Raw genomic sequence first — 20,366 nt, 5'->3', positions numbered from 1 at the left:
TTACAATTCAGTCAAAGACCTAAAATAAATTATATTTCTCGTAATAACGACAGACGGCGTTATTATTTCCGATTGTCAGTCAAAAGTCGATTTTTCAATATCCATTTTGTTAAATAAAATAACAGTGTTACTTTTGTTAACACTGTTAACAAGTTGCTTATTCAACAATAATAGCATGCTTACAAGAAGAGAAAAAGAAATACAGGAATTAAGGCAAATGATCATCGATCAATCTTGGAAAATCATCCAAGAGGAAGGTTGGCAATCGCTATCTATTCGCAAAATAGCAGATGCAATCAGCTATAGTGTGCCTGTAATTTACAAACATTTCGAAAATAAGGAAGCCATTGTAGAATACTTTTCGAAAGAAGGATTTAGCAAATTGGCTGAAGAATTAAAGGTAGAAGAATTCGATACCATCGAAAAACTTCGAAAAATTGCTTTGGCTTATTGGAAATTCGCTTCGCAAAATACGCAATACTATCGTATCATGTTTGGATTGGGAATACCAGCATGCGAAACTATCAATAGTTCAGAGGAAATGAAAAATAGTTCTTCTTTAATGTTGCAAGCAATTGATGATGTACTGACACAATACAGTAACCAACACGTTGATAGACACCTTAAGCTAAAGACATTTTGGTCCATGCTTCACGGTTTTGTTGCCATAGATTTATTATCAAACAAAGAAATAGCAGAATTGCCTCCTCCAACAGTACTTGATGCTGTCGAAGGATTTATATACACATTACAAAAACAAAATTAAAATGAGCTTATTACAAGATTTACAATGGAGATACGCAACTAAGAAAATGACAGGTGAAAAAGTTGCACAAGAGAAAGTGGATTATATTATCGAAGCAACTCGTCTTGCTCCTACTTCATCAGGTTTACAGCCTTTTAAAGTAATTCAAATCACAGATGAGGAATTGAAAGCTAAAATTCAACCTATAGCTTTTGGTCAATCTCAAATAGTGGATGCGTCCCACTTGTTAGTTTTCGCAGCACATGAAAGTTATACAGAAGAGTATTTAAATGAAGTTTTCTCATTTAGCGAACGCGAAAGAAATCTGCCAGAAGGATATTCTAATGACTACAAAAATATGTTGTGGAGCAAATTCGCACAACAAACAAAAGAAGAACACTTCAATCATACTGCAAGACAAGCTTACATCGGGTTCGGCTTAGCTATCGCTGCTGCTGCTGAATTAAAAGTAGATGCCACACCAATGGAAGGCTTTATCAATGAGCAATTGGACGAATTGTTGGGTCTTGAAAAATTAGGGTTAAAATCCGTAACTATTTTGGCTTTAGGTTACCGCGACGAAGCTAACGACTGGAACTTGAACATGAAAAAAGTTCGCTTCAGCAAAGAAGATTTTGTAATTAATTACAACTAATTATAATTTTCTATTTATAGCTCCAGTGAGATTCACTGGAGCTTTTTATTTTATTACCAAGTTTTTTCGCCTTTTTTCATTTTGTCCAGACTAGTTTGAAGCTCTTCTCTTCTATCTTCAGACGTTATTGAAACTGCTTTTTCTTGCCAGAGTATTGCATTTTTAGCATCTCCTAATTTATATAGCAAATTAGCATAAGTGTCAATAATATATTCTACTTCATTACGCTCTACAGCTATTTTACTCCAGGTCAAGGCTACTTTCAAAGCATCTTTATCGTCACATTCTTCAAACATTTTCCAAGCATATTCATTAAGCTCTTCTGCAGTAATATTTGGATCGCTTTTTACTTTTTTATCATATTCAGTTACGAAAGTTTTCCAATCCTTTTTTTTCAAGTAACTAGAAAATTTCATCGAAGCAAAAGATTTTGAAAAATTTACTTTATCATATTTTGTGCTTAATTGTTTTTCAATTTCATCATAATCGATAGATTCGCCGCTCGATATTTTTGGACGTAGTACCTTTTGAGAAATCATATGAGCCAAAAAATCATTTACATCAGCGCCAAATTGATTTTTAAAAAAATCCTTAAAGGAATCTTGATTATTATAGATTAAATCAAAAGCTTTCCCATCTATGTCCTCCTGTGCTAGTACAACAATTCCTCCAAGATTTTCCTTTTTTAGAAATTCTTCTTTAGATGATTTATCTAAAATTATATTGAATGCCTTAGTTGCCAATGGGATATCATATATATCTGATGCTTTGGTAAAAATTTGCTGTGCTAATTCTAAATTTTGTGGATCTGCCTCGTATTTCTTTTTAGCAGTTATAAATTGCTTTTCGGGAATCAAAGCATCTTTAAAACGAGCGATAAATTTATCCGCTTGGCTACCTCCCACCACTTTATCGACCAATTCACCATTAGGATCGAATACTAAAAAAGTCGGATAAGCTCTTACTTCATAATCCTTGGCAAATCGTTTAGCCTCATCATACCAAGATTTTACATCTTCAGAATCCTCTTTAGTTTCATCAAATTGCAACTTGAGATTCACAAAGTTATCATTGAAAAATTCTCCTACCTCTTCTTGGACAAATACATTATCTGCCATCCATTTGCAGGGACCACACCACGTCGTGAAACAGTCGACAAATATGTGTTTATTTTCTGCTTTAGCCTTTTCTTTAAGTTTTTCCCAATTTGTATTGTGTTCAAACTGAATTCCTTTTTCCTGCGCCGTTGTCAATAGGGGTATTAAAAACAGCATGATGAATAGCTTTCTCATGATCAATGATTTATAAGTTAATTAGTAATTCTAAAATAACTTTTATTTTCGATTAAGTAAAGAAATTAAACTTGTTTAACTTAAATCACGATTTGACTTTAAATATAAAGTTCGAATATAATTATACCAATAACTCCTAGTTTTATAAAAGAAACTTATTTAAATATATCCAAAACCTCCTCAAGGGTAACTTTCCCAAAATAAGCTTTAATATCAATAGAATTAAATAATTCCTTTAGACTGTCTTGTTCATGCTTTATGCCTATTAATTTACTTTCCAATTCTTCAATTGGATTTGAGGCAAAAAAATCGCCAAATATTTTAGCTTGCTCTATATGTCCTTTATGCACATCCAAATGCACCTCGATAAATCCTGCAGGAATTTTGTTAGCCTTTTTGAAATTGTAATCCGGTGAAAATCCAAAGTTCCACTCCCAAGTACTATATTTCTCCATTGCTAATTTTTCTATCGCAGCTATATCTTGTTCATCAAAAGAATATTCACTCACATCCGCGTTTGAAGCTTTGATTTCCTCAATAAAAAGTTGTTTAAAGGATTCGGTAGTGGTTCCTTTAGGAAGATAATCTATTAAATTTGTGACACGTGCACGATTTGATTTTACGGCTTTATCCACAAACTTTAATGGATTCACTTTTAGCGCATCAGCCAAAACGGACATTTCTGAATTAATCAAAATCGTACCATGTTGGATCATCTTTTTAGATTTAATGGTCTTAGCATTGCCACTAAACTTTTTGCCATCGACCAATAAATCATTTCTGCCTTCCAACTTAGCAGGAACACCTAATTTATTGAGCAGTTGAACTACAGGTTTAGTGAATGTTTCGAAATCACTGAAATCCTTATCACTGGCTTTGGTATGAAACGAAAAATTCAAATTTCCTAAATCATGATATACGGCACCTCCTCCCGACAAACGACGAACAACTTTGATGTTATTCTCATTAACATAATCCAAATTAATTTCTGCTAAAGTATTTTGAAATTTACCTATTATAATAGATGGGGCATTAATGTAGAAAAGTAATATATCTTCCTCTGGAAAACGGTTCAATAGATATTCTTCCGAAGCAATATTGAAAAAAGCATTATGCGAAAGTGGGTCAATGATAATCATAAGTGTCTTTTGTACAAAGGTAACAATAAGATTTAAGTTCGCTTCTTTCAATTATATTTAGTATCTTTGTAAAAAGCCGCACAACTCGCCTCCATTCTCACTTCAGAATTTCTTGACGACACGTTTGACTTTTCTCAACATCAATAATCATTAAATAATAATACATGGGTCAAAGCCAACAAACATTTAGAAAAAAAGAAATCGCCAAGAAAAAACTGCAAAAACGTAAAGAAAAAGAAGAAAAAAAAGCGCAACGTGAAGATTCTAACGATAAAGGTAAATCATTAGAGGAAATGTTCGCATATGTAGACGAGAACGGAAATATCTCCGACAAACCTCCTGTAAAAAAATACGAATTCAAAGAAGAGGATTTAATCCGTCCAGAAGTTGAAGATGTTTACTCATTCGGTAAAGTTTCTTTTTACAACGAAGCTGGTCAATACGGTTTTATCCGTGACAACGAAACGAGAGAAAACGTTTATTTTAACTTCAAAATCTTAGGTTTTGTCTTACACCAAGACCAAAAAGTAAAATTCAAGTCGCAATCAAGCAAACAAGGACTTCAAGTAACAGAAGTAATTGTATTATAAAATATAATTTTCTTAATGTACACATCCCTTATCAATAAAATGATAAGGGATGTTTTTATTTAAGTAGATTATGCAAAACATATAAAACAATAAAGGCGAATCTTAGAAAGATTCGCCTTTTGCAAGATAAGTATAATTAAAATTAGTTTACTCTTACATTAGTGGCATTGATACCTTTACGACCTTTTTCTAAGTCATAAGTAACTTGATCGCCTTGTTGAACTTGGTCAACTAATCCTGATACGTGTACAAAAACATCTTCGCCACCACCATCAGGTGTAATAAAACCAAATCCTTTAGTTTCATTAAAAAACTTTACAGTTCCGTTATTCATATTGTATTTATTTATTATGTCCACAAGGTAGGTATAATAAATGGATAATCAACTATTTATTTTTTTTATCTTACAAATAGTGTATTTAATCGGGCTACTATGAATTTTTAATTAAGCCATTGTAATAACTACCAAGAAATTTGTCAGAAACATATTTCACTCCCTTTCGATATTAGTTTATTATAACATACTACTAATATAAACAAAAAAAGCCTTCTTCAGAATCGAAGAAGGCTTTAGTATTTCTAAAAATGAACTACTTACAAAGCAGCAATAGCATTATTTAATGTTGCTGAAGGACGTAAAGCTTGAGTAGCTAACTCATCATTCGGGAAGTAGTAACCACCGATATTTTGAGCTGTACCTTGCGCAGCGATTAATTCTTCATTGATTTTAGCTTCGTTAGCTGATAATGTCTCAGCTAATGTAGCAAATTGAGCTGCTAATTCAGCATCTTTCGTTTGTTTAGCCAATTCTTGAGCCCAGTATAAAGTCAAGTAGAAGTGAGAACCACGGTTGTCAATTTGACCTACTTTACGTGCTGGAGATTTGTCATTAGCTAAGAATAAAGCATTTGCTTCATCCAAAGCATCAGCCAAAACTTGCGCTTTTGCGTTGTTTTGCGTTTGTGCTAAGTGTTCGAAAGAAGCTTGTAATGCTAAGAACTCACCTAATGAATCCCACCGTAAGTAACCTTCTTCTAAGAATTGTTCTACGTGTTTAGGAGCAGAACCACCAGCACCTGTCTCAAATAAACCACCACCGTTCATTAAAGGAACAATAGATAACATTTTCGCTGAAGTACCTACTTCCAAGATTGGGAATAAGTCAGTTAAGTAGTCACGTAATACGTTACCTGTTACAGAAATCGTATCTAAACCTTCACGGATACGATCTAAAGAGAATTTAGTAGCTTCGATTGGAGACATTACGAAAATATCTAAACCATTTGTATCGAAGTCACCTAAGTATTTCTCTACTTTTTTGATGATCTCTCTATCATGAGCACGGTTTTCGTCTAACCAGAATACCGCTGGTGTAGCTGATAAACGAGCACGATTTACAGCTAATTTAACCCAGTCTTGGATAGGCGCATCTTTAGTTTGACACATACGGAAGATGTCACCAGCTTCCACAGCTTGCTCCATCAACACATTTCCGTTAGCATCCACTACACGGATAGTTCCTTGAGCAGATGCTTGGAAAGTTTTGTCATGTGAACCGTATTCTTCTGCTTTTTGAGCCATCAAACCTACGTTTGGAACTGAACCCATAGTTGTAGGATCTAAAGCACCATTTTCTTTACAGTCTTCGATTACAGCTTCATATACACCTGCGTAAGAACGGTCAGGAATGATAGCAATTGTATCGCGCTCTGCTCCTGCTTTATCCCACATTTTACCGCCGATACGAATCATAGCTGGCATAGAAGCATCTACGATTACATCCGAAGGAACGTGTAAGTTTGTAATACCTTTGTCCGAATTAACCATCGCTAAATCAGGACCATTAGCAATAGCAGCATCGATAGCAGCTTTCACTTCAGCCTCTTGTGGAGTACCCGCAATTTTAGCGTAAACTTCACCTAAACCATTGTTTTTGTTGATACCTAATGAAGCGAACAATTCACCATATTTAGCGAATACATCTTTGAAGTACACTTCTACGATAGCTCCGAAAATAATAGGGTCAGAAACCTTCATCATCGTTGCTTTCAAGTGCGCTGATAATAATACACCAGCTTCTTTGGCTTCAACGATTGTAGCAGCAACAAACTCTTTCAATTTAGCTACATTCAATACCGATGAATCAATTACTTCGCCAGCTTTCAAAGGAGAAAGACTTTTTAATTCTTTTACAGAACCGTCAGCAGCTACGAATTCAATTTTGAATTGACCAGCTTCTTCGACTGTTACTGATTTTTCAGTAGCGTAAAAATCACCGTCAGTCATTGACGCTACTTTAGTTTTGCTGTCTGCAGCCCAAGCACCCATACGGTGAGGATTAGCTTTTGCATAATTTTTAACCGCTTTAGGGGCACGACGATCCGAATTACCTTCACGTAATACTGGGTTTACAGCAGAACCTAAAACTTTAGCATATGTAGCTTTGATTTTTTCTTCTTCTGGAGTAGCAGGTGCATCAGGGTAGTTAGGCACATTGTAACCTGCTTTTTGCAATTCAGCGATTGCTCCTTTTAATTGAGGAATAGAAGCTGAAATGTTTGGTAATTTGATGATGTTAGCATCAGGAGTAGTAGCCAATTGCCCTAACTCTGCCAATGCATCAGCAGTTTGTTGTTCTGCTGTTAAATATTCGTTGAAATTAGCCAGGATACGACCAGCCAATGAAATGTCTCTTAATTCTACATCGATATCCGCAGTTTTTGCGAACGCTTGTACAATAGGTAAAAAAGAGTAAGTTGCCAATAATGGCGCTTCATCTGTTTTAGTGTAAATGATTTTAGATGACATAGTTTTCTATTGAAAATATATTAATGTTTCTATTGTTTTATTAAAAAATCAACAACGGCTTCTTTCCGTTATCAAAATCCGCCTAAAGATAAGAAAATCAAAATTAAATATTGGCAATAGGTTTAATTATGACGGAATTGAGAAAAAGCTTGGCAAGGTTGGATTATAAATCTAAATACACTTTCTTTTCAAACTTAAATGGTTGGCCATCCTCTAATTCTCCCGCGATGATAAAAGTCGTCCAGCCTTTGTTAAATTTGGCATAGTATAGGAATTTTTCGTCAAAACGAACTCCTTGTCCCCCATTATAGAAAAGGTACTTATATGACGATGAATATAGGTTCATTATATTTGAATTTGCTAGAATTGTATCGTCTTTATATACAAAATCATTATCAATACTAACTGCTAATTTTTCTCTATTCATAGTATTGGTATAGAAAGGACTATGCATAGTACACGCCATTGCCATAGGAATAATTGAAAAATTAAAAGTGTACACTTGTTTAGTGTCAAAATCAAAGTAAACATCAAAAGGTCCTTTTAGGGTATCTTTAACTATACTGTACTTATCTATTTGATTTATAAATGATATCTTTCCTGTGGGTAAATATTCAAAAGTCATAGCATTTAGATTGCTTCCACAACACATAATATTTAATAGTGAGATACCTAAGGCAAGAGCAAGTATTTTACATTTCATATAGTATTGGTTAATTTAAAAATAAAACGAAAGTAAATTTTGTTTCGCTACAATATAATTTTAAAAACTTTATTATTTTTTTAATTCATGTAAATATTCTGTCATCAATTCAGAATACTTCTTTATACAGCGATAGATGTTATAGGTTGTTTTAAATAATCTTATCTTTGTCTTTGAAATAACACTATTTAATAAGATGAGCAAAGTAAAAGTTGGATTAGTTCAGATGTCTTGTACCAAAGACAAACAAGAAAACCTTAATAAAGCTATTGAAAAAGTGAGAGAAGCTGCTGCTGGCGGCGCTCAGATTGTATGTTTACAAGAACTTTTCACTTCATTATATTTTTGTGATGTCGAAGATTATGACAACTTTGACCTTGCAGAGTCTATCCCAGGACCATCAACGGATGCATTATCCGCTGTGGCTAAAGAATTAGGCGTTGTCATTATCGCTTCTTTATTCGAAAAACGCACGGAAGGTCTTTACCACAATACAACAGCAGTTTTAGATGCTGACGGTGCTTACTTAGGTAAATACCGCAAAATGCACATCCCTGATGATCCTGCATTTTACGAAAAATTCTATTTCACGCCTGGTGATTTAGGTTACAAAGTATTCAAAACAAAATTCGGTAAAATCGGTGTATTGATTTGTTGGGATCAATGGTATCCAGAAGCATCTCGTATCACGGCGTTGATGGGTGCGGAAATCATGTTCTACCCTACTGCGATTGGTTGGGCGACAGACCAAGATGAAGAAACAAACCAAGATCAATACAATGCTTGGCAGACGATCCAACGCTCACACGCTGTTGCAAATGGTGTTCCTGTAGTATCCGTTAACCGTGTTGGTTTCGAACAAGATGGCGCCATGAAATTTTGGGGTGGTAGCTTTGTCGCAAATGCACAAGGTAAATTGTTGTATTTAGCATCTCACGACCAAGAAGAAGTTAAAGTAGTGGAATTAGATTTGAAACAATCAGATTATTTTCGCAAACACTGGCCTTTCTTGCGTGACCGTCGTATAGAGACTTACGCGCCTATTACTAAAAGATTTATTGACGAAGACTAATATTACTTCTTTAATATACTAGATTTTAAGAAGTAAAGCGATATTTTACATGAGTTTGAATTTAGAAAATACACCTAAACAATTAGGCTATTCTTTCCCAGCTGAATGGGCAGAGCAAGAAGCAATGTGGTTAAGTTGGCCGCACAAAGAAGCTTCTTGGCCAGGAAAGATTGAAACAATATATAAGCCATATTCGGAATTTATTAAAGCCGTAGCAGCTGACCAAAAAGTACGCATAAATGTGGCAGATGAGGCTATGAAGGATTTTGCTTTAGGTTATTTACAAGCTGTTGAAGCAAATCTAGAGAACGTAGAATTCTATTTCCACGAAACAAACGACGCTTGGTGTAGAGACCATGGTCCTGCTTTCGTCGTAAATAAAACGGAAAACAAAAAAGGTATCGTAGACTGGGGTTACAATGCATGGGGTGATAAATATCCTCCATACGATTTGGATGATGTAGTTCCCACTAAGATTGCTAAACACTTTGATTTACCTTTGTTCACTCCTCCTATTGTAATGGAAGGTGGTTCGGTAGAATTCAATGGTGCTGGTACAATCTTGACTACAACCGCTTGTTTGTTGAATGAAAACCGTAACCCTCACTTGACGAAAGAAGAAATCGAACAATATTTGAAAGAATATTACGGTCAAGAGCAAGTTTTATGGTTGGGTGATGGAATCGTTGGAGATGATACAGATGGTCACATCGATGATATTACACGTTTCGTAAATGAAGATACAGTCATTACAGTAGTAGAAGAAAATCCTGAAGACGAAAATTATCATTTGTTGCAAGAGAATTTAGAAGCCTTGAAACAAATGACTTTATTAGATGGACGTAAGTTGAATATTGTAGAATTACCAATGCCTGGTGCAGTAATTTATGATGACACACGCTTACCCGCTTCTTATGCTAACTTTTACATTGCAAACAAAGTAGTCGTTGTTCCAATCTTTAATGATAAGAATGATGAAAAAGCTTTAGAAATTATCCAATCTTGTTTCCCAGACCGCAAGGTTATCGGAATCAATTCTGTAGATATAATATGGGGATTGGGAAGTTTCCACTGTTTAAGTCAGCAAGAGCCTAAAATTTAATCGGCAATCTCAAAATATTGGAAAGGAGCAAATTGATTTGCTCCTTTTTTATTTTCATTCATACTACTGACAAACTGTTGTCACAAGCCATACCTACTTTTGATGTATCATTAAAACCTTAAAAAATGGAAAAGACAGTAATTATTTCAAAAGCAGATTTATTAGAACATTGGTTAGGACATCGTAATTTAACTCGGAAAACTATCGAAAAGTTTCCTGAAGAAGAATTATTCAAATTTTCGATTGGAGGCATGCGTACCTTCGCTGATTTGATTAAAGAAATGCTTTCACTAGCCGTACCTGGCTTAGATGGCATTGTCCACGACAAAATAGAGAAGTACAATCATGATTTACCTCTTCATACTAAAGCAGAACTACTTGCACAATGGGATAAAGATACGCCAGTTCTGATTGATTTATACAACCAAATTCCAGAAGAAAGATTCCATGATGATTTCAATTTATTTGGAGAATATAAATTTCCGATCGTACACAATCTCATGTATTTCATTGACAATGAAATTCATCATAGGGCTCAAGGTTTTGTGTATTTAAGAGCTTTAGGGATTGAGCCACCTTTCTTTTGGGATAGGTATTAGTTCTGTAGAAATTACGTTAAGACAATAGATTGCTTCGACAAAGTGTGTCGAAGCAATCTGACTTTTTATTATACCCAAAGACTTTTCTTAATTTATAGATTCCTCCTTCCGTCGGAATGACGATAATTTAATAACGTCATATCGACCGAAAAGAGATATCTAATTCAATTCTCAGTTTCTATTATCAATTATTTAAGGTTTTTCAAAGCACCTTCTAACACGCTTTTTACTTTTAGTTTCAGCTCTTCGGGTTCAAGAATTATGGATTCATCCGAAAACATCAGAAACCAACGCGCAAAGTGTTCTAGATTACTTGTCTGAAAATGCATTTCTACACTATCCCCTTTTTCTACTTCTCTTACAAATCCATAATACTGCCTTTCCCAATGTAGATATCTCGCGATTGACTTTTTAACTAATATTCTGACAGAAATTATAACTTCAGCCTTTTTCTGTTCTTCTAAATATTCATGTAATGGCTTCAACGACTGTGTATACCGTAAATCCGTAAGTCGAATATGTTCGATACGGTCAAGTCTAAACTGACGAACTTCTTTCCGCAAATGGCAATAAGCCAAAAAATACCAAAATTGTCCTTCTTGATAAACACCTACCACTTCAATGTTCCTCTCTTGCAAATTGCTCTCCACAGATTTATAGGTAAGATGAATCTGTTTTTTCTTTACCATACTTTCAAACAGCATAGCCAAAGCTGCAGGCACATTTTCATTCAGAAAATTCTTTTGCTTGTTGATAAGGACTTTTGATTCTAGGTCCGCAACATTTTCTTTATCACTAAAACGCAAAACACTTTTCATCTTCACTAGTGCATTCGAAAAATGCGTTCCCATCTCTTTATCCAGATAATGCTGCATGAGTTTCTCTGCTACTCCAAAACTCAGTGCTTCTTGTTCGGTAAAATTCATCGGCTGAATTTTGTACGTATTCATCAAAGAATAACCATAACCTGCCTCTCCACTTATCGGAATACCAGCCTGCTCCAAGGATTTGATATCACGGTAAATCGTACGTAAACTCACTTCATATTTATCCGCTAAATCCTGTGCTTTGACCAATGGTTTAGATTGCAAATAAAAATAAATACCGAGAAGCCTATCGAATCTTTTGGTAATGTCCATCTTGGTTAAGTCTATAAAAAGTAAAAGCCCCAACTATAAAGTTAGGGCTTTGCTTATATAAATTTCAATAAAAATCTATTTTGCGTAAGACACCGAACGCGTCTCGCGAATCACGGTAACTTTAATTTGACCAGGATAAGTCATCTCTGTTTGGATACGGTTAGAAATGTCAGCAGCCAAAATTTCAGCTTGTGCATCTGTTACTTTCTCAGATTCGACCACGACACGTAATTCACGTCCAGCTTGGATAGCGAAAGTTTTTTCAACACCAGGGTAAGATAATGCTAATTCTTCTAATTCTTTCAGACGTTTAATGTAGCTTTCTACCACCTCACGACGTGCACCAGGTCGAGCTCCTGAAATCGCATCACATGCTTGTACCACTGGAGAAATCATAGAAGTCATTTCAATCTCGTCGTGGTGAGCACCGATAGCATTACATACATCTGGGTGTTCTTTATATTTTTCTGCTAACTGCATACCTAAAATTGCGTGTGGCAATTCTGGGTTGTCATCTGGTACTTTACCTATATCGTGCAAAAGACCCGCGCGTTTAGCGTGTTTTACATTTAAGCCTAATTCCGCTGCCATCGTAGCTGCAAAGTTAGCTACCTCACGTGAGTGCTGTAATAAGTTTTGACCGTATGAAGAACGGTAACGCATACGGCCTACCATACGAATCAATTCAGGGTGTAATCCGTGAATACCTAAGTCGATAGCTGTACGTTCACCGATTTCGACGATTTCGTCTTCTATCTGTGTTCTAGTTTTCGCAACTACTTCTTCGATACGTGCGGGGTGAATACGACCATCCGTCACCAAACGGTGTAATGACAAGCGTGCAATCTCACGACGTACTGGATCGAAACCAGATAAGATAATAGCTTCTGGTGTATCGTCTACGATAATCTCAATCCCTGTGGCAGCCTCCAAAGCACGAATATTACGCCCCTCACGACCGATAATACGACCTTTGATTTCATCATTTTCAATATTGAAAATAGACACTGTATTTTCAATAGCTGACTCAGTAGCTGTACGTTGGATAGTTTGGATGACTACTTTTTTAGCCTCTTTAGAAGCCGTTAATTTAGCTTCATCGACAATATCTTTGATTTGAATCATGGCTTGCGAACGAGCTTCTTCACGTAGAGAAGTAACTAATTGCTCTTTCGCTTCTTCAGCAGTAAGACCAGCGATAGTCTCTAATTGACTAATATGTTGATTTTTTAGTTGTTCAACTTCTTCGCTTTTCTTCTCATTAACCTCGATTAATTGATCAAGTTTCGTACTTTTCTTATCTAATTCTTGTTTTTCGCGATTTAGATTTTCTAATTTTTGATTTAAAGATTGCTCTTTTTGTCTTATAGAATTTTCTTTTTGGCTGATCGTATTGTTACGTTGACTTACTTCTTTTTCGTGTTCAGCCTTTAATTGTAAAAATTTCTCTTTAGCTTCTAATTGTCTTTGTTTTTTTACGTGTTCAGCTTGCTTTTCAGCCTCTTTTATGATATTCTCAGCTTTTTCCTTGGCTTCTTGTTCTTGCTTCTTGAACAACATCTGCAACAGATATCGGCCAATAACAATACCAATTAAAAGTGATATTATAATTGAAATTGTGGTAATTAACTCCATATTATTAATTTATATATTATTAGTTTTAATGTTTTTCGGCAAAAAAAAACCGCAATTAAATTAACAGGTCCCAAGTATTATTAAACTTCGATTACACATGATTTGAGCGTTTGATTATGACCTAGATGGCGTAAAGCAAAATGGCCTATATCTTAATATTGCTCGTGATATTGAAGCGTTAAGTTTAAAATAGTGACAACCCGAATTTAATTGCGGCAAATTCGTCGTTATATAGCTCTAAAAGAACGATATTATTTAGTAAAGAAATCCGTCAATAAATTATCTAATTCGTGAATAGACTGTTCCAATCCCACATCCTGTTGCTGCACCTGTCTTTCAGCCTTTATCATCCCTGTTGCGTACTGTAATACACACATAGATAATAAATCTTGTTTATCACGAACTGCATAATTTTCTTGCAATTCCTTTATTTTTTCATTTATCAATTTCGCAGCATGTCTAATCACTTCTTCCTCTTCTGCTGTAACCCTTAGTGGATACACGCGATCTGCGATATTTATTTTTATGGAAATCTCTCCCATGGTTATCGAGCTTAATAACGTAATAAACTTATTTTCCTACTATCACTTATCTACTTCAATAAGTTTATACATCTGTCTATTTCCCGCACAAAATCGTTAATTTTTTGTTTTGTGTCAAGTATTTTTTCATTTATTGCCTCTTTATCGATATCCGCTTCATCAAGAGCACGGGCTACTGCCATCGCTTTTGTCTGTTCTTCAAGTTGTTTTACTTTTTCTGTACTGGTTTCAAATGCTACCTGAACAGATTGTAATTCTAACTTTAGCAGATCATTCTCCTCTTGTAAAGCTTCACACAATTGAATTAAATTTTTCGTTTTCTCAACGATAATATTCATTTGTGACGATAATGATGCCATACTTTTTACGCAATTAAAATTATTGTAACGAGCAACTAGCGCACTACTGCGTTAGTCTCTTTCTCAAAGTTAATAATTAATTTTTGAATAATGCTATCAATTTGTTTATCATTTAGCGTTTTTTCTTCGTCCTGAATCGTAAAACTCAGAGCATAAGACTTTTTGCCTGCTGGCAATTTATCACCTTTATAAACATCAAAAATATTTACATCCTTCAATAATTTTCTATCTGTTTTTAATGCCACAGTTTTTAACTTTTCGAATGTAATTGCTTCATCAACTAACAAGGCTAAATCTCTACGAACAGCAGGGAATTTAGACACCTCCTTGTATTTGATTGAATTTTTACGAATTGCTTTCAACACCAAATCCCAATCAAAATCCGCAAAATAAACTTGTCCATCCACATCCGCATTTTTCAAAGCATCTGCATGCACAGCACCTAAAGAAACTAATACTTTTTGGCCTTTCATATAATCCAAGCCATAAGCTAAGTTTGCATTAGTGGTTTCTACAATTTGCAAACTGTCAATTTTAAGACGCTTCACAATCGTATCCACCGCTGATTTCAAATTATAGAAATTTACATTTTTGGAAGCGGTATTCCATTGTTCTGCTTCTTTTTTTCCAGCTATAGCCAACGCAAAACGTTGTTTCTCTTCATATCCTTCTTCTTTCAAATGGTAAGTTTTACCATATTCGAAGATTTTAAGATCGGATTGTTTACGCTTTTGGTTGTATTCTATTGCAGTCAAAGCAGAATACACCATATTTTGACGCATAGTATCCAAATCCGAACTCAAAGGATTGAATAACTTAACTGCCGTTGCCTCGTCATCCGCATAAATTCCTTTTGTCAATGAATTCGATAAAATCTCTATAAATCCATTCGCAATCAACAAATCAGCTACTTGATTTAATACAGCTTCTTTGTCTGGTTTTTCTTGTGTATTTAAAGAAGCTAAAATTTGAGATTTCAACTCAATATTGTTGTAACCATAAATACGCAATACCTCTTCGATCACATCCACCTCACGTGTTACATCAACTTTGTACGCAGGAACTTCTACCGAAAGAACGCCATCATTTTCAGCCGTTACCGCAATACCTAAAGCTAAAATTATTTCTTTGATCTGTTCTGCAGGAATATCTTTACCAATCAAACGTTGTACATTGCGGTAGCTAACTTCAAATTTGAATGGCTCAACTGGATTTGGATAAATATCAGTAACCGTAGATGATATTTGTCCTCCAGCGATTTCTTGTATCAATAAAGCTGCACGCTTAAGCGCAAATACCGTAATATTAGGATCAGTACCTCTTTCGAAACGGAATGAAGAATCTGTTTTCAACGCATGACGTTTTGATGTCTTACGAACTGAAACAGGATTGAAATATGCTGATTCTAAGAATATATCCGTAGTTGATTCTGTCACACCTGAATACTCTCCTCCGAAAACACCAGCAATACACATTGGTTTTTCAGAGTCAGCAATAACTAAATCTTCAGCAGACAACTTGCGCTCTACACCATCCAACGTTTTGAATGCTTCACCTTCGGTCGCCTTGCGCACAACAATTTTGTTTCCAGATATCTTAGCTGCATCAAATGCATGCAAAGGTTGACCTAAATCGTGTAAGATATAGTTGGTAATATCAACGATATTGTTGATAGAACGAATACCAATTGCACTTAATTTTTCTTTTAACCACTCTGGAGATTCCGCAACTTTCACACCTGAAATATTCACACCAGAATATCTTGGAGCATCTTCACTTTCAACTACCACAGTTGTACCCTGAGCGGTACCTTCTGTGAAAGCCTCCACATTTGGCAAAGTATAGTTTGTACGGAAATATGCTGCCAAATCGCGAGCTACACCTAAATGTGAAGCCGCATCCGCACGGTTTGGTGTCAAACCGATTTCGAAACGGTAATCGTCTTTAATTTCGTAGAAATCTTTTACTAAAGTACCTACTAGCGCATCTGCAGGTAATTCCACGATTCCAGCATGAGAAGTTCCCAAGCCAATTTCGTCTTCGCCACATAGCATACCTTCAGATACTTCACCACGGATTTTAGATTTTGTGATTTTAAAAGGTTCACCAGCAGTTGGATTACATACAGTTCCTACAGTTGCTACAATTACTTTCAATCCAGCGCGGCAGTTTGGCGCACCACATACAATATCCAAAGGAGTATCTGTTCCGACATTAACCTTAGTCACACGAAGTTTATCTGCATTTGGATGTTGCTCTGCACTCAACACTTCCCCTACTACCAAGCCTTCAAGACCGCCTGGTATAGATTCTACTTTCTCCACTGCTTCAACTTCTAAACCGATATCAGTCAATATCAACGAAAGCTCATCTGGAGTTTTATCTATATTTAAGTAATTCTTAAGCCAATTGTAAGAAATATTCATCTTTTAAAATTTTTGAGTTACAAAGATAGGCTTTTGAATAGCAGAATACAACAAAATATGTTAGCGTTAACTGTATTAAAATGAAAAATATTCAGCATTATCTTATTAAAAATAAAAAAGACAAATCAAGGCGAATTTGTCTTTACTAACATTTATACAATTTAACTAATTTGTGAGCTCTGTTTTTCCTTTTACATGGTCACGGGCTAACTTTGAAAGTTGGTCAACAACCTCTTTATATTGCGGATTTTCAACTAGATTGATTAATTCATGTGGGTCGTTCACCGCGTCAGTTAAAAATGCGCCTGCACCATTCCCAAAAAATTCCGCATAACGCCAGCGTTCTGTCCGTACTACAACTCCAGTAATACCTTTGTTGTGTTCATTCCAAACCGTGTAAGCTGATCTATCCCAAGGTGCCTTAGGGTTTTGGAGCAAAGGAATTAAACTTACGCCATCTAAACCTGTTGGCATTGGAAGTCCACAAGCCTCGACCAAAGTGGAATAAATATCTATCAATTCAACTGTACGGGAAGATGAAGTACCATTTCCTTTTGCTCTCGGATCGAGAATTATAAAAGGAACTCTTGTGCCTTGCTCCCACAATGAACCCGCTTTAGACCATTTACCTCTTTCCCCTAATTGATAGCCGTGATCACTCCAAAAAACAATAATGGTATTTTCTCTTAACCCCTGTTTATCTAATTCATCCAAAACACGTCCAACATTCCAATCCACATAACTTATACAAGCTAAATATGCTTTTATATAATCTTTTGCTTCATCTGCTGAGGCTGTTCTGTTGACAAAGAAATCTGCATTACGCAAACGCGTCGCCCCTTGTGGGAAACCAATTGGAACAACAGGAAGCGATGAAAAATTTACTGGTAATTTAATATCTTCTTTGTTATATAAATCAAAAAACTCTTTTGGTGCAACAAATGGCGTATGCGGTTTTGAAAAGCCTACAGCTAAGAAAAATGGTTTCTTCTCTGTTTTACTACGGCGTATGTACTCTATTGCTTTATCACCTACTTTGGTATCACCTAAATTATAAGCAACTTCACCTTCTACTGCTTCCCATCGATCAGATCTGACTTCTGGATCAGCTCCTTCTGTAATTTTAGGAACTGATTTCCAAATATTAGCATAATATTGTGTTACCGGAACAGCCGAAGGCGCATCCGTATTAATGGGTGCATTATGATCTCTTTTTTCACCTCCTTCCATCCACGCATCCGTATCGTCAATTCCACCATGAAATATTTTGCCAGTACGCCAAGTGATATAACCTTGTTCTTTAAAATACATGGGAATACTTTTCCAATCTGGAAAAGATGCGCCGTACCACTCTCTATTTCCATACAATCCAGAAGTCGTAGGTCTACGTCCCGTTAGTAAAGACGCTCGTGATGGGCCACACAAAGGATATTGACAATAAGCACGTTCGAACATTACGCCCTCTTTTGCAAACTTATCCAAATTCGGAGTTTTCGCTAATTCATGCCCATACACCTGCAAATCCGCACGCATATCATCAGTTGCAATGAACAGCACATTCATAGGTTTACTTTGACTCTTGCTGGCCTTTTTCTGTTGACCAAAAATAGGCGGTATTTGCAAGAATATAAATATAAAGAAGCTAATAAATGCTATAGGTCTCATAATTAAACTTTTAATAACCAATATTAAAATCTTTTTTAAACAAAAGTATCCTGTTGCATCCTGTGACAGATAATCAAAATAAAAGTTTGGTATAATTCCATTTTCGCAAATCAAACAACATTATTTCATTGACAGGTATATTCATCCCTACTATAATTTGCAAGGTTAACATAGCCATCATACTGCCAATTACCCCAGGTAAGGGGCCTAAAACACCATTTTTATCGCAATTTGGAACCATATCTGGATCAGGCGGTTCAGGAAAAATATCTCGCAGATGCTTGCTGCCTTGATAATTAAAAACTGCGACTTGACCTTCGAAAGCAAAAATACTTCCATAGACTAAAGTTTTACATAAAGCTACACATGTATCATTAACAAGATAGCGTGTTTCAAAATTGTCCGAACAGTCCACAATAATATCATAGGACTGGATGATTTTTTCTACATTTAATATATCCAGTCGCTCTTCTATAGTTTCAATCTTAATAAAAGAATTCAACTTTTGAAGAAAATACGAAGCACTATCTACTTTCGGTTTTCCAACAGATGATTCTTGATGAATAATTTGCCGGTTCAGGTTATGCCATTCTACTTTATCAAAATCAACAACCGTTAAATTCCCCACTCCGGCAGCCGCTAAATAGGGTAAGACGATACTTCCTAAACCTCCTACCCCTATTACCAAAACTCTAGCATTCATAATCGCACGTTGCCCTTGGATTCCAACTTCTTCAATAAAAACTTGGCGACTATATCTTGCAAATTGATCAGTGGAATTTATCATAATATACTTTCCCAATCTTTTAATACAGCTTCATAACCTACATTTTGAATTACTGTAATCATATCGGCCACAGAGCGTTCATCCGAAATCTCAAATTGTTCTAATGATTGCGAATCGACCACGTATCCTCCCGGATTTGTTTTTGAAGCAGCACTCATACTTGTCACACCAAATCGAATAATATAATTGCGAAAGACTTCGCTTTCACGCGTAGAAATTGACAATTCTAAATCAGGGTTCCAAATTCGATAAGCACAAATCAATTGCAATAATTCCTTATCCGTAATCTCGTAATTAGGTTGAATAACGCCTTCGGCAGGACGTAAGCGTGGAAAAGAAACAGTATAACGGGTTTGCCAATATTTCTTTTGCAGATAATCCAAATGCAAAGCATTGAAGAAGCTGTCCACGCGCCAATCTTCCAAACCCAACAGCACACCTAAGCCTATTTTATGCATCTTGCTTCGACCAATCCGATCAGGTGTTTCTAGGCGATATTCAAAATTAGATTTTTTACCTTTGGGATGATATTGTTTATAGACTTCCTGATGATAGGTTTCTTGATAAACCAAAATCGCATGCACCCCAGCTTCATTTAATAATTGGTATTCATTTTCATCCAAAGGTTGCACTTCCAACGAAATATTCGAAAATAAGGGTTTTAGCAAACGAACAGCATTTAAAAAATACTCAACACCTACCTTATGATTAGCTTCTCCACTCACCAATAATACATGATCTATCCCTCGACTTTTTAGTTCTGCAGCTTCCAGCAGCAATTCCATATTAGACAAAGTCTTGCGCTTAATTTTATTATCCAAACTAAAACCGCAATAGGTACAAATATTTTGACATTCATTACTCAAGTACAAAGGCGCAAATAATTGTATAGTTTTTCCAAAACGCTGCCGTGTTAATAACTGTGAATGGTTTGCCATTTCAGGGAGAAAAACTGCCGCTGCAGGAGAAAGCAGAAACAAAAAATCCTCCAAGGATTTTTTGCGTTTATCTAAGGTTCTTTTCACTTCATCAGGACTGATATTATTAATCTTAAACTTTATATCATCCCAATTATACTTTTGAAAATAAGACAGAAATGTTTCCATAA

The 20,366-nt window shown here is 35.5% G+C and carries 19 protein-coding genes; 6 read left to right on the top strand and 13 right to left on the bottom strand.

From position 1 onward, the window contains the following. Nucleotides 1-175 precede the first annotated feature (175 nt). Together H8B04_RS11140 and H8B04_RS11135 are read left to right on the top strand one after the other, a co-directional pair. Nucleotides 176-766, top strand: a complete 591-nt coding sequence (locus H8B04_RS11140) for a TetR/AcrR family transcriptional regulator (protein WP_190302391.1) — start codon at nucleotides 176-178, stop codon at nucleotides 764-766. A gap of 1 nt (nucleotide 767) precedes the next feature. Then, on the top strand, nucleotides 768-1,400 hold the full coding sequence (locus H8B04_RS11135; RefSeq protein WP_190302390.1) for a nitroreductase family protein: 633 nt from the start codon (nucleotides 768-770) through the stop codon (nucleotides 1,398-1,400). Nucleotides 1,401-1,453: 53 nt separating this feature from the next. Here the strand turns inward: H8B04_RS11135 and H8B04_RS11130 are convergent, their stop codons facing one another. Next, a complete protein-coding gene (locus H8B04_RS11130; RefSeq protein ID WP_223815388.1) occupies nucleotides 1,454-2,674 on the bottom strand; it encodes a thioredoxin family protein in 1,221 nt (406 codons plus the stop codon). A gap of 173 nt (nucleotides 2,675-2,847) precedes the next feature. Beyond that, nucleotides 2,848-3,831 carry a lipoate--protein ligase gene (locus H8B04_RS11125; RefSeq protein WP_190302388.1) on the bottom strand — a complete coding sequence of 328 codons (984 nt, stop codon included), beginning with the start codon at nucleotides 3,829-3,831 and terminating at the stop codon, nucleotides 2,848-2,850. 164 nt (nucleotides 3,832-3,995) lie between these two features. Between H8B04_RS11125 and H8B04_RS11120 the strand changes: the two genes are divergently transcribed. Further along, nucleotides 3,996-4,421 carry a cold-shock protein gene (locus H8B04_RS11120; protein WP_165290121.1) on the top strand — a complete coding sequence of 142 codons (426 nt, stop codon included), beginning with the start codon at nucleotides 3,996-3,998 and terminating at the stop codon, nucleotides 4,419-4,421. Nucleotides 4,422-4,563: 142 nt separating this feature from the next. On the opposite strand, the gene H8B04_RS11115 is transcribed toward H8B04_RS11120, so the two are convergent. The 3 genes from H8B04_RS11115 to H8B04_RS11105 all read right to left on the bottom strand — a co-directional run bounded on the left by H8B04_RS11115 (nucleotide 4,564) and on the right by H8B04_RS11105 (nucleotide 7,932). Next, nucleotides 4,564-4,755 (bottom strand): cold-shock protein, encoded by a 192-nt coding sequence (locus H8B04_RS11115; RefSeq protein ID WP_159638923.1) that lies wholly within the window; start codon nucleotides 4,753-4,755, stop codon nucleotides 4,564-4,566. 260 nt (nucleotides 4,756-5,015) lie between these two features. Next, entirely contained in the window at nucleotides 5,016-7,229 is a 2,214-nt protein-coding gene (locus H8B04_RS11110) for an NADP-dependent isocitrate dehydrogenase (protein WP_190302387.1), read from the bottom strand. Between the two features lie 163 nt (nucleotides 7,230-7,392). Further along, nucleotides 7,393-7,932: a hypothetical protein gene (locus H8B04_RS11105; RefSeq protein ID WP_190302386.1), complete on the bottom strand. Its 540-nt coding sequence runs from the start codon at nucleotides 7,930-7,932 to the stop codon at nucleotides 7,393-7,395. A 196-nt stretch (nucleotides 7,933-8,128) separates the two neighbouring features. Here H8B04_RS11105 and H8B04_RS11100 point away from each other — a divergent pair, with 196 nt between their 5' ends. The 3 genes from H8B04_RS11100 (at nucleotide 8,129) to H8B04_RS11090 (ending at nucleotide 10,705) form a co-directional block, all read left to right on the top strand. Next, nucleotides 8,129-9,004, top strand: coding sequence for a carbon-nitrogen hydrolase (locus tag H8B04_RS11100; protein WP_165290118.1), 876 nt, complete (start codon nucleotides 8,129-8,131; stop codon nucleotides 9,002-9,004). A gap of 49 nt (nucleotides 9,005-9,053) precedes the next feature. After that, on the top strand, nucleotides 9,054-10,106 hold the full coding sequence (locus tag H8B04_RS11095; protein ID WP_165290117.1) for an agmatine deiminase family protein: 1,053 nt from the start codon (nucleotides 9,054-9,056) through the stop codon (nucleotides 10,104-10,106). Nucleotides 10,107-10,231: 125 nt separating this feature from the next. Next, nucleotides 10,232-10,705 carry a DinB family protein gene (locus H8B04_RS11090; protein WP_165290116.1) on the top strand — a complete coding sequence of 158 codons (474 nt, stop codon included), beginning with the start codon at nucleotides 10,232-10,234 and terminating at the stop codon, nucleotides 10,703-10,705. 188 nt (nucleotides 10,706-10,893) lie between these two features. Here H8B04_RS11090 and H8B04_RS11085 read toward each other — a convergent pair whose 3' ends face one another. The 8 genes from H8B04_RS11085 to thiH all read right to left on the bottom strand — a co-directional run bounded on the left by H8B04_RS11085 (nucleotide 10,894) and on the right by thiH (nucleotide 20,364). Beyond that, entirely contained in the window at nucleotides 10,894-11,844 is a 951-nt protein-coding gene (locus H8B04_RS11085; RefSeq protein ID WP_190302385.1) for a helix-turn-helix transcriptional regulator, read from the bottom strand. A 75-nt stretch (nucleotides 11,845-11,919) separates the two neighbouring features. Beyond that, complete coding sequence (rny, locus tag H8B04_RS11080) at nucleotides 11,920-13,479, bottom strand: ribonuclease Y (protein WP_165290114.1); 1,560 nt, start codon at nucleotides 13,477-13,479, stop codon at nucleotides 11,920-11,922. Nucleotides 13,480-13,730: 251 nt separating this feature from the next. After that, entirely contained in the window at nucleotides 13,731-14,021 is a 291-nt protein-coding gene (locus tag H8B04_RS11075) for a cell division protein ZapA (RefSeq protein WP_165290113.1), read from the bottom strand. 50 nt (nucleotides 14,022-14,071) lie between these two features. Next, on the bottom strand, nucleotides 14,072-14,380 hold the full coding sequence (locus H8B04_RS11070; protein WP_165290112.1) for a hypothetical protein: 309 nt from the start codon (nucleotides 14,378-14,380) through the stop codon (nucleotides 14,072-14,074). A 35-nt stretch (nucleotides 14,381-14,415) separates the two neighbouring features. After that, on the bottom strand, nucleotides 14,416-16,806 hold the full coding sequence (gene pheT, locus H8B04_RS11065) for a phenylalanine--tRNA ligase subunit beta (protein WP_190302384.1): 2,391 nt from the start codon (nucleotides 16,804-16,806) through the stop codon (nucleotides 14,416-14,418). Nucleotides 16,807-16,971: 165 nt separating this feature from the next. Then, the gene (locus H8B04_RS11060) at nucleotides 16,972-18,471 is read right to left on the bottom strand and encodes a sulfatase (protein ID WP_190302383.1); all 1,500 of its coding nucleotides are present in this window, start codon (nucleotides 18,469-18,471) and stop codon (nucleotides 16,972-16,974) included. 73 nt (nucleotides 18,472-18,544) lie between these two features. Continuing rightward, complete coding sequence (locus H8B04_RS11055; RefSeq protein ID WP_223815382.1) at nucleotides 18,545-19,258, bottom strand: HesA/MoeB/ThiF family protein; 714 nt, start codon at nucleotides 19,256-19,258, stop codon at nucleotides 18,545-18,547. Further along, the gene (gene thiH / locus H8B04_RS11050) at nucleotides 19,255-20,364 is read right to left on the bottom strand and encodes a 2-iminoacetate synthase ThiH (RefSeq protein ID WP_190302382.1); all 1,110 of its coding nucleotides are present in this window, start codon (nucleotides 20,362-20,364) and stop codon (nucleotides 19,255-19,257) included. The genes H8B04_RS11055 and thiH overlap by 4 nt, the downstream gene beginning before the upstream one ends. Between the last annotated feature and the right edge of the window lie 2 nt (nucleotides 20,365-20,366).

Source organism: Sphingobacterium litopenaei (assembly GCF_014692495.1).
GTDB classification, from domain to species: Bacteria; Bacteroidota; Bacteroidia; order Sphingobacteriales; family Sphingobacteriaceae; genus Sphingobacterium; species Sphingobacterium litopenaei.
This window is presented reverse-complemented; position numbering and strand designations above follow the sequence as displayed.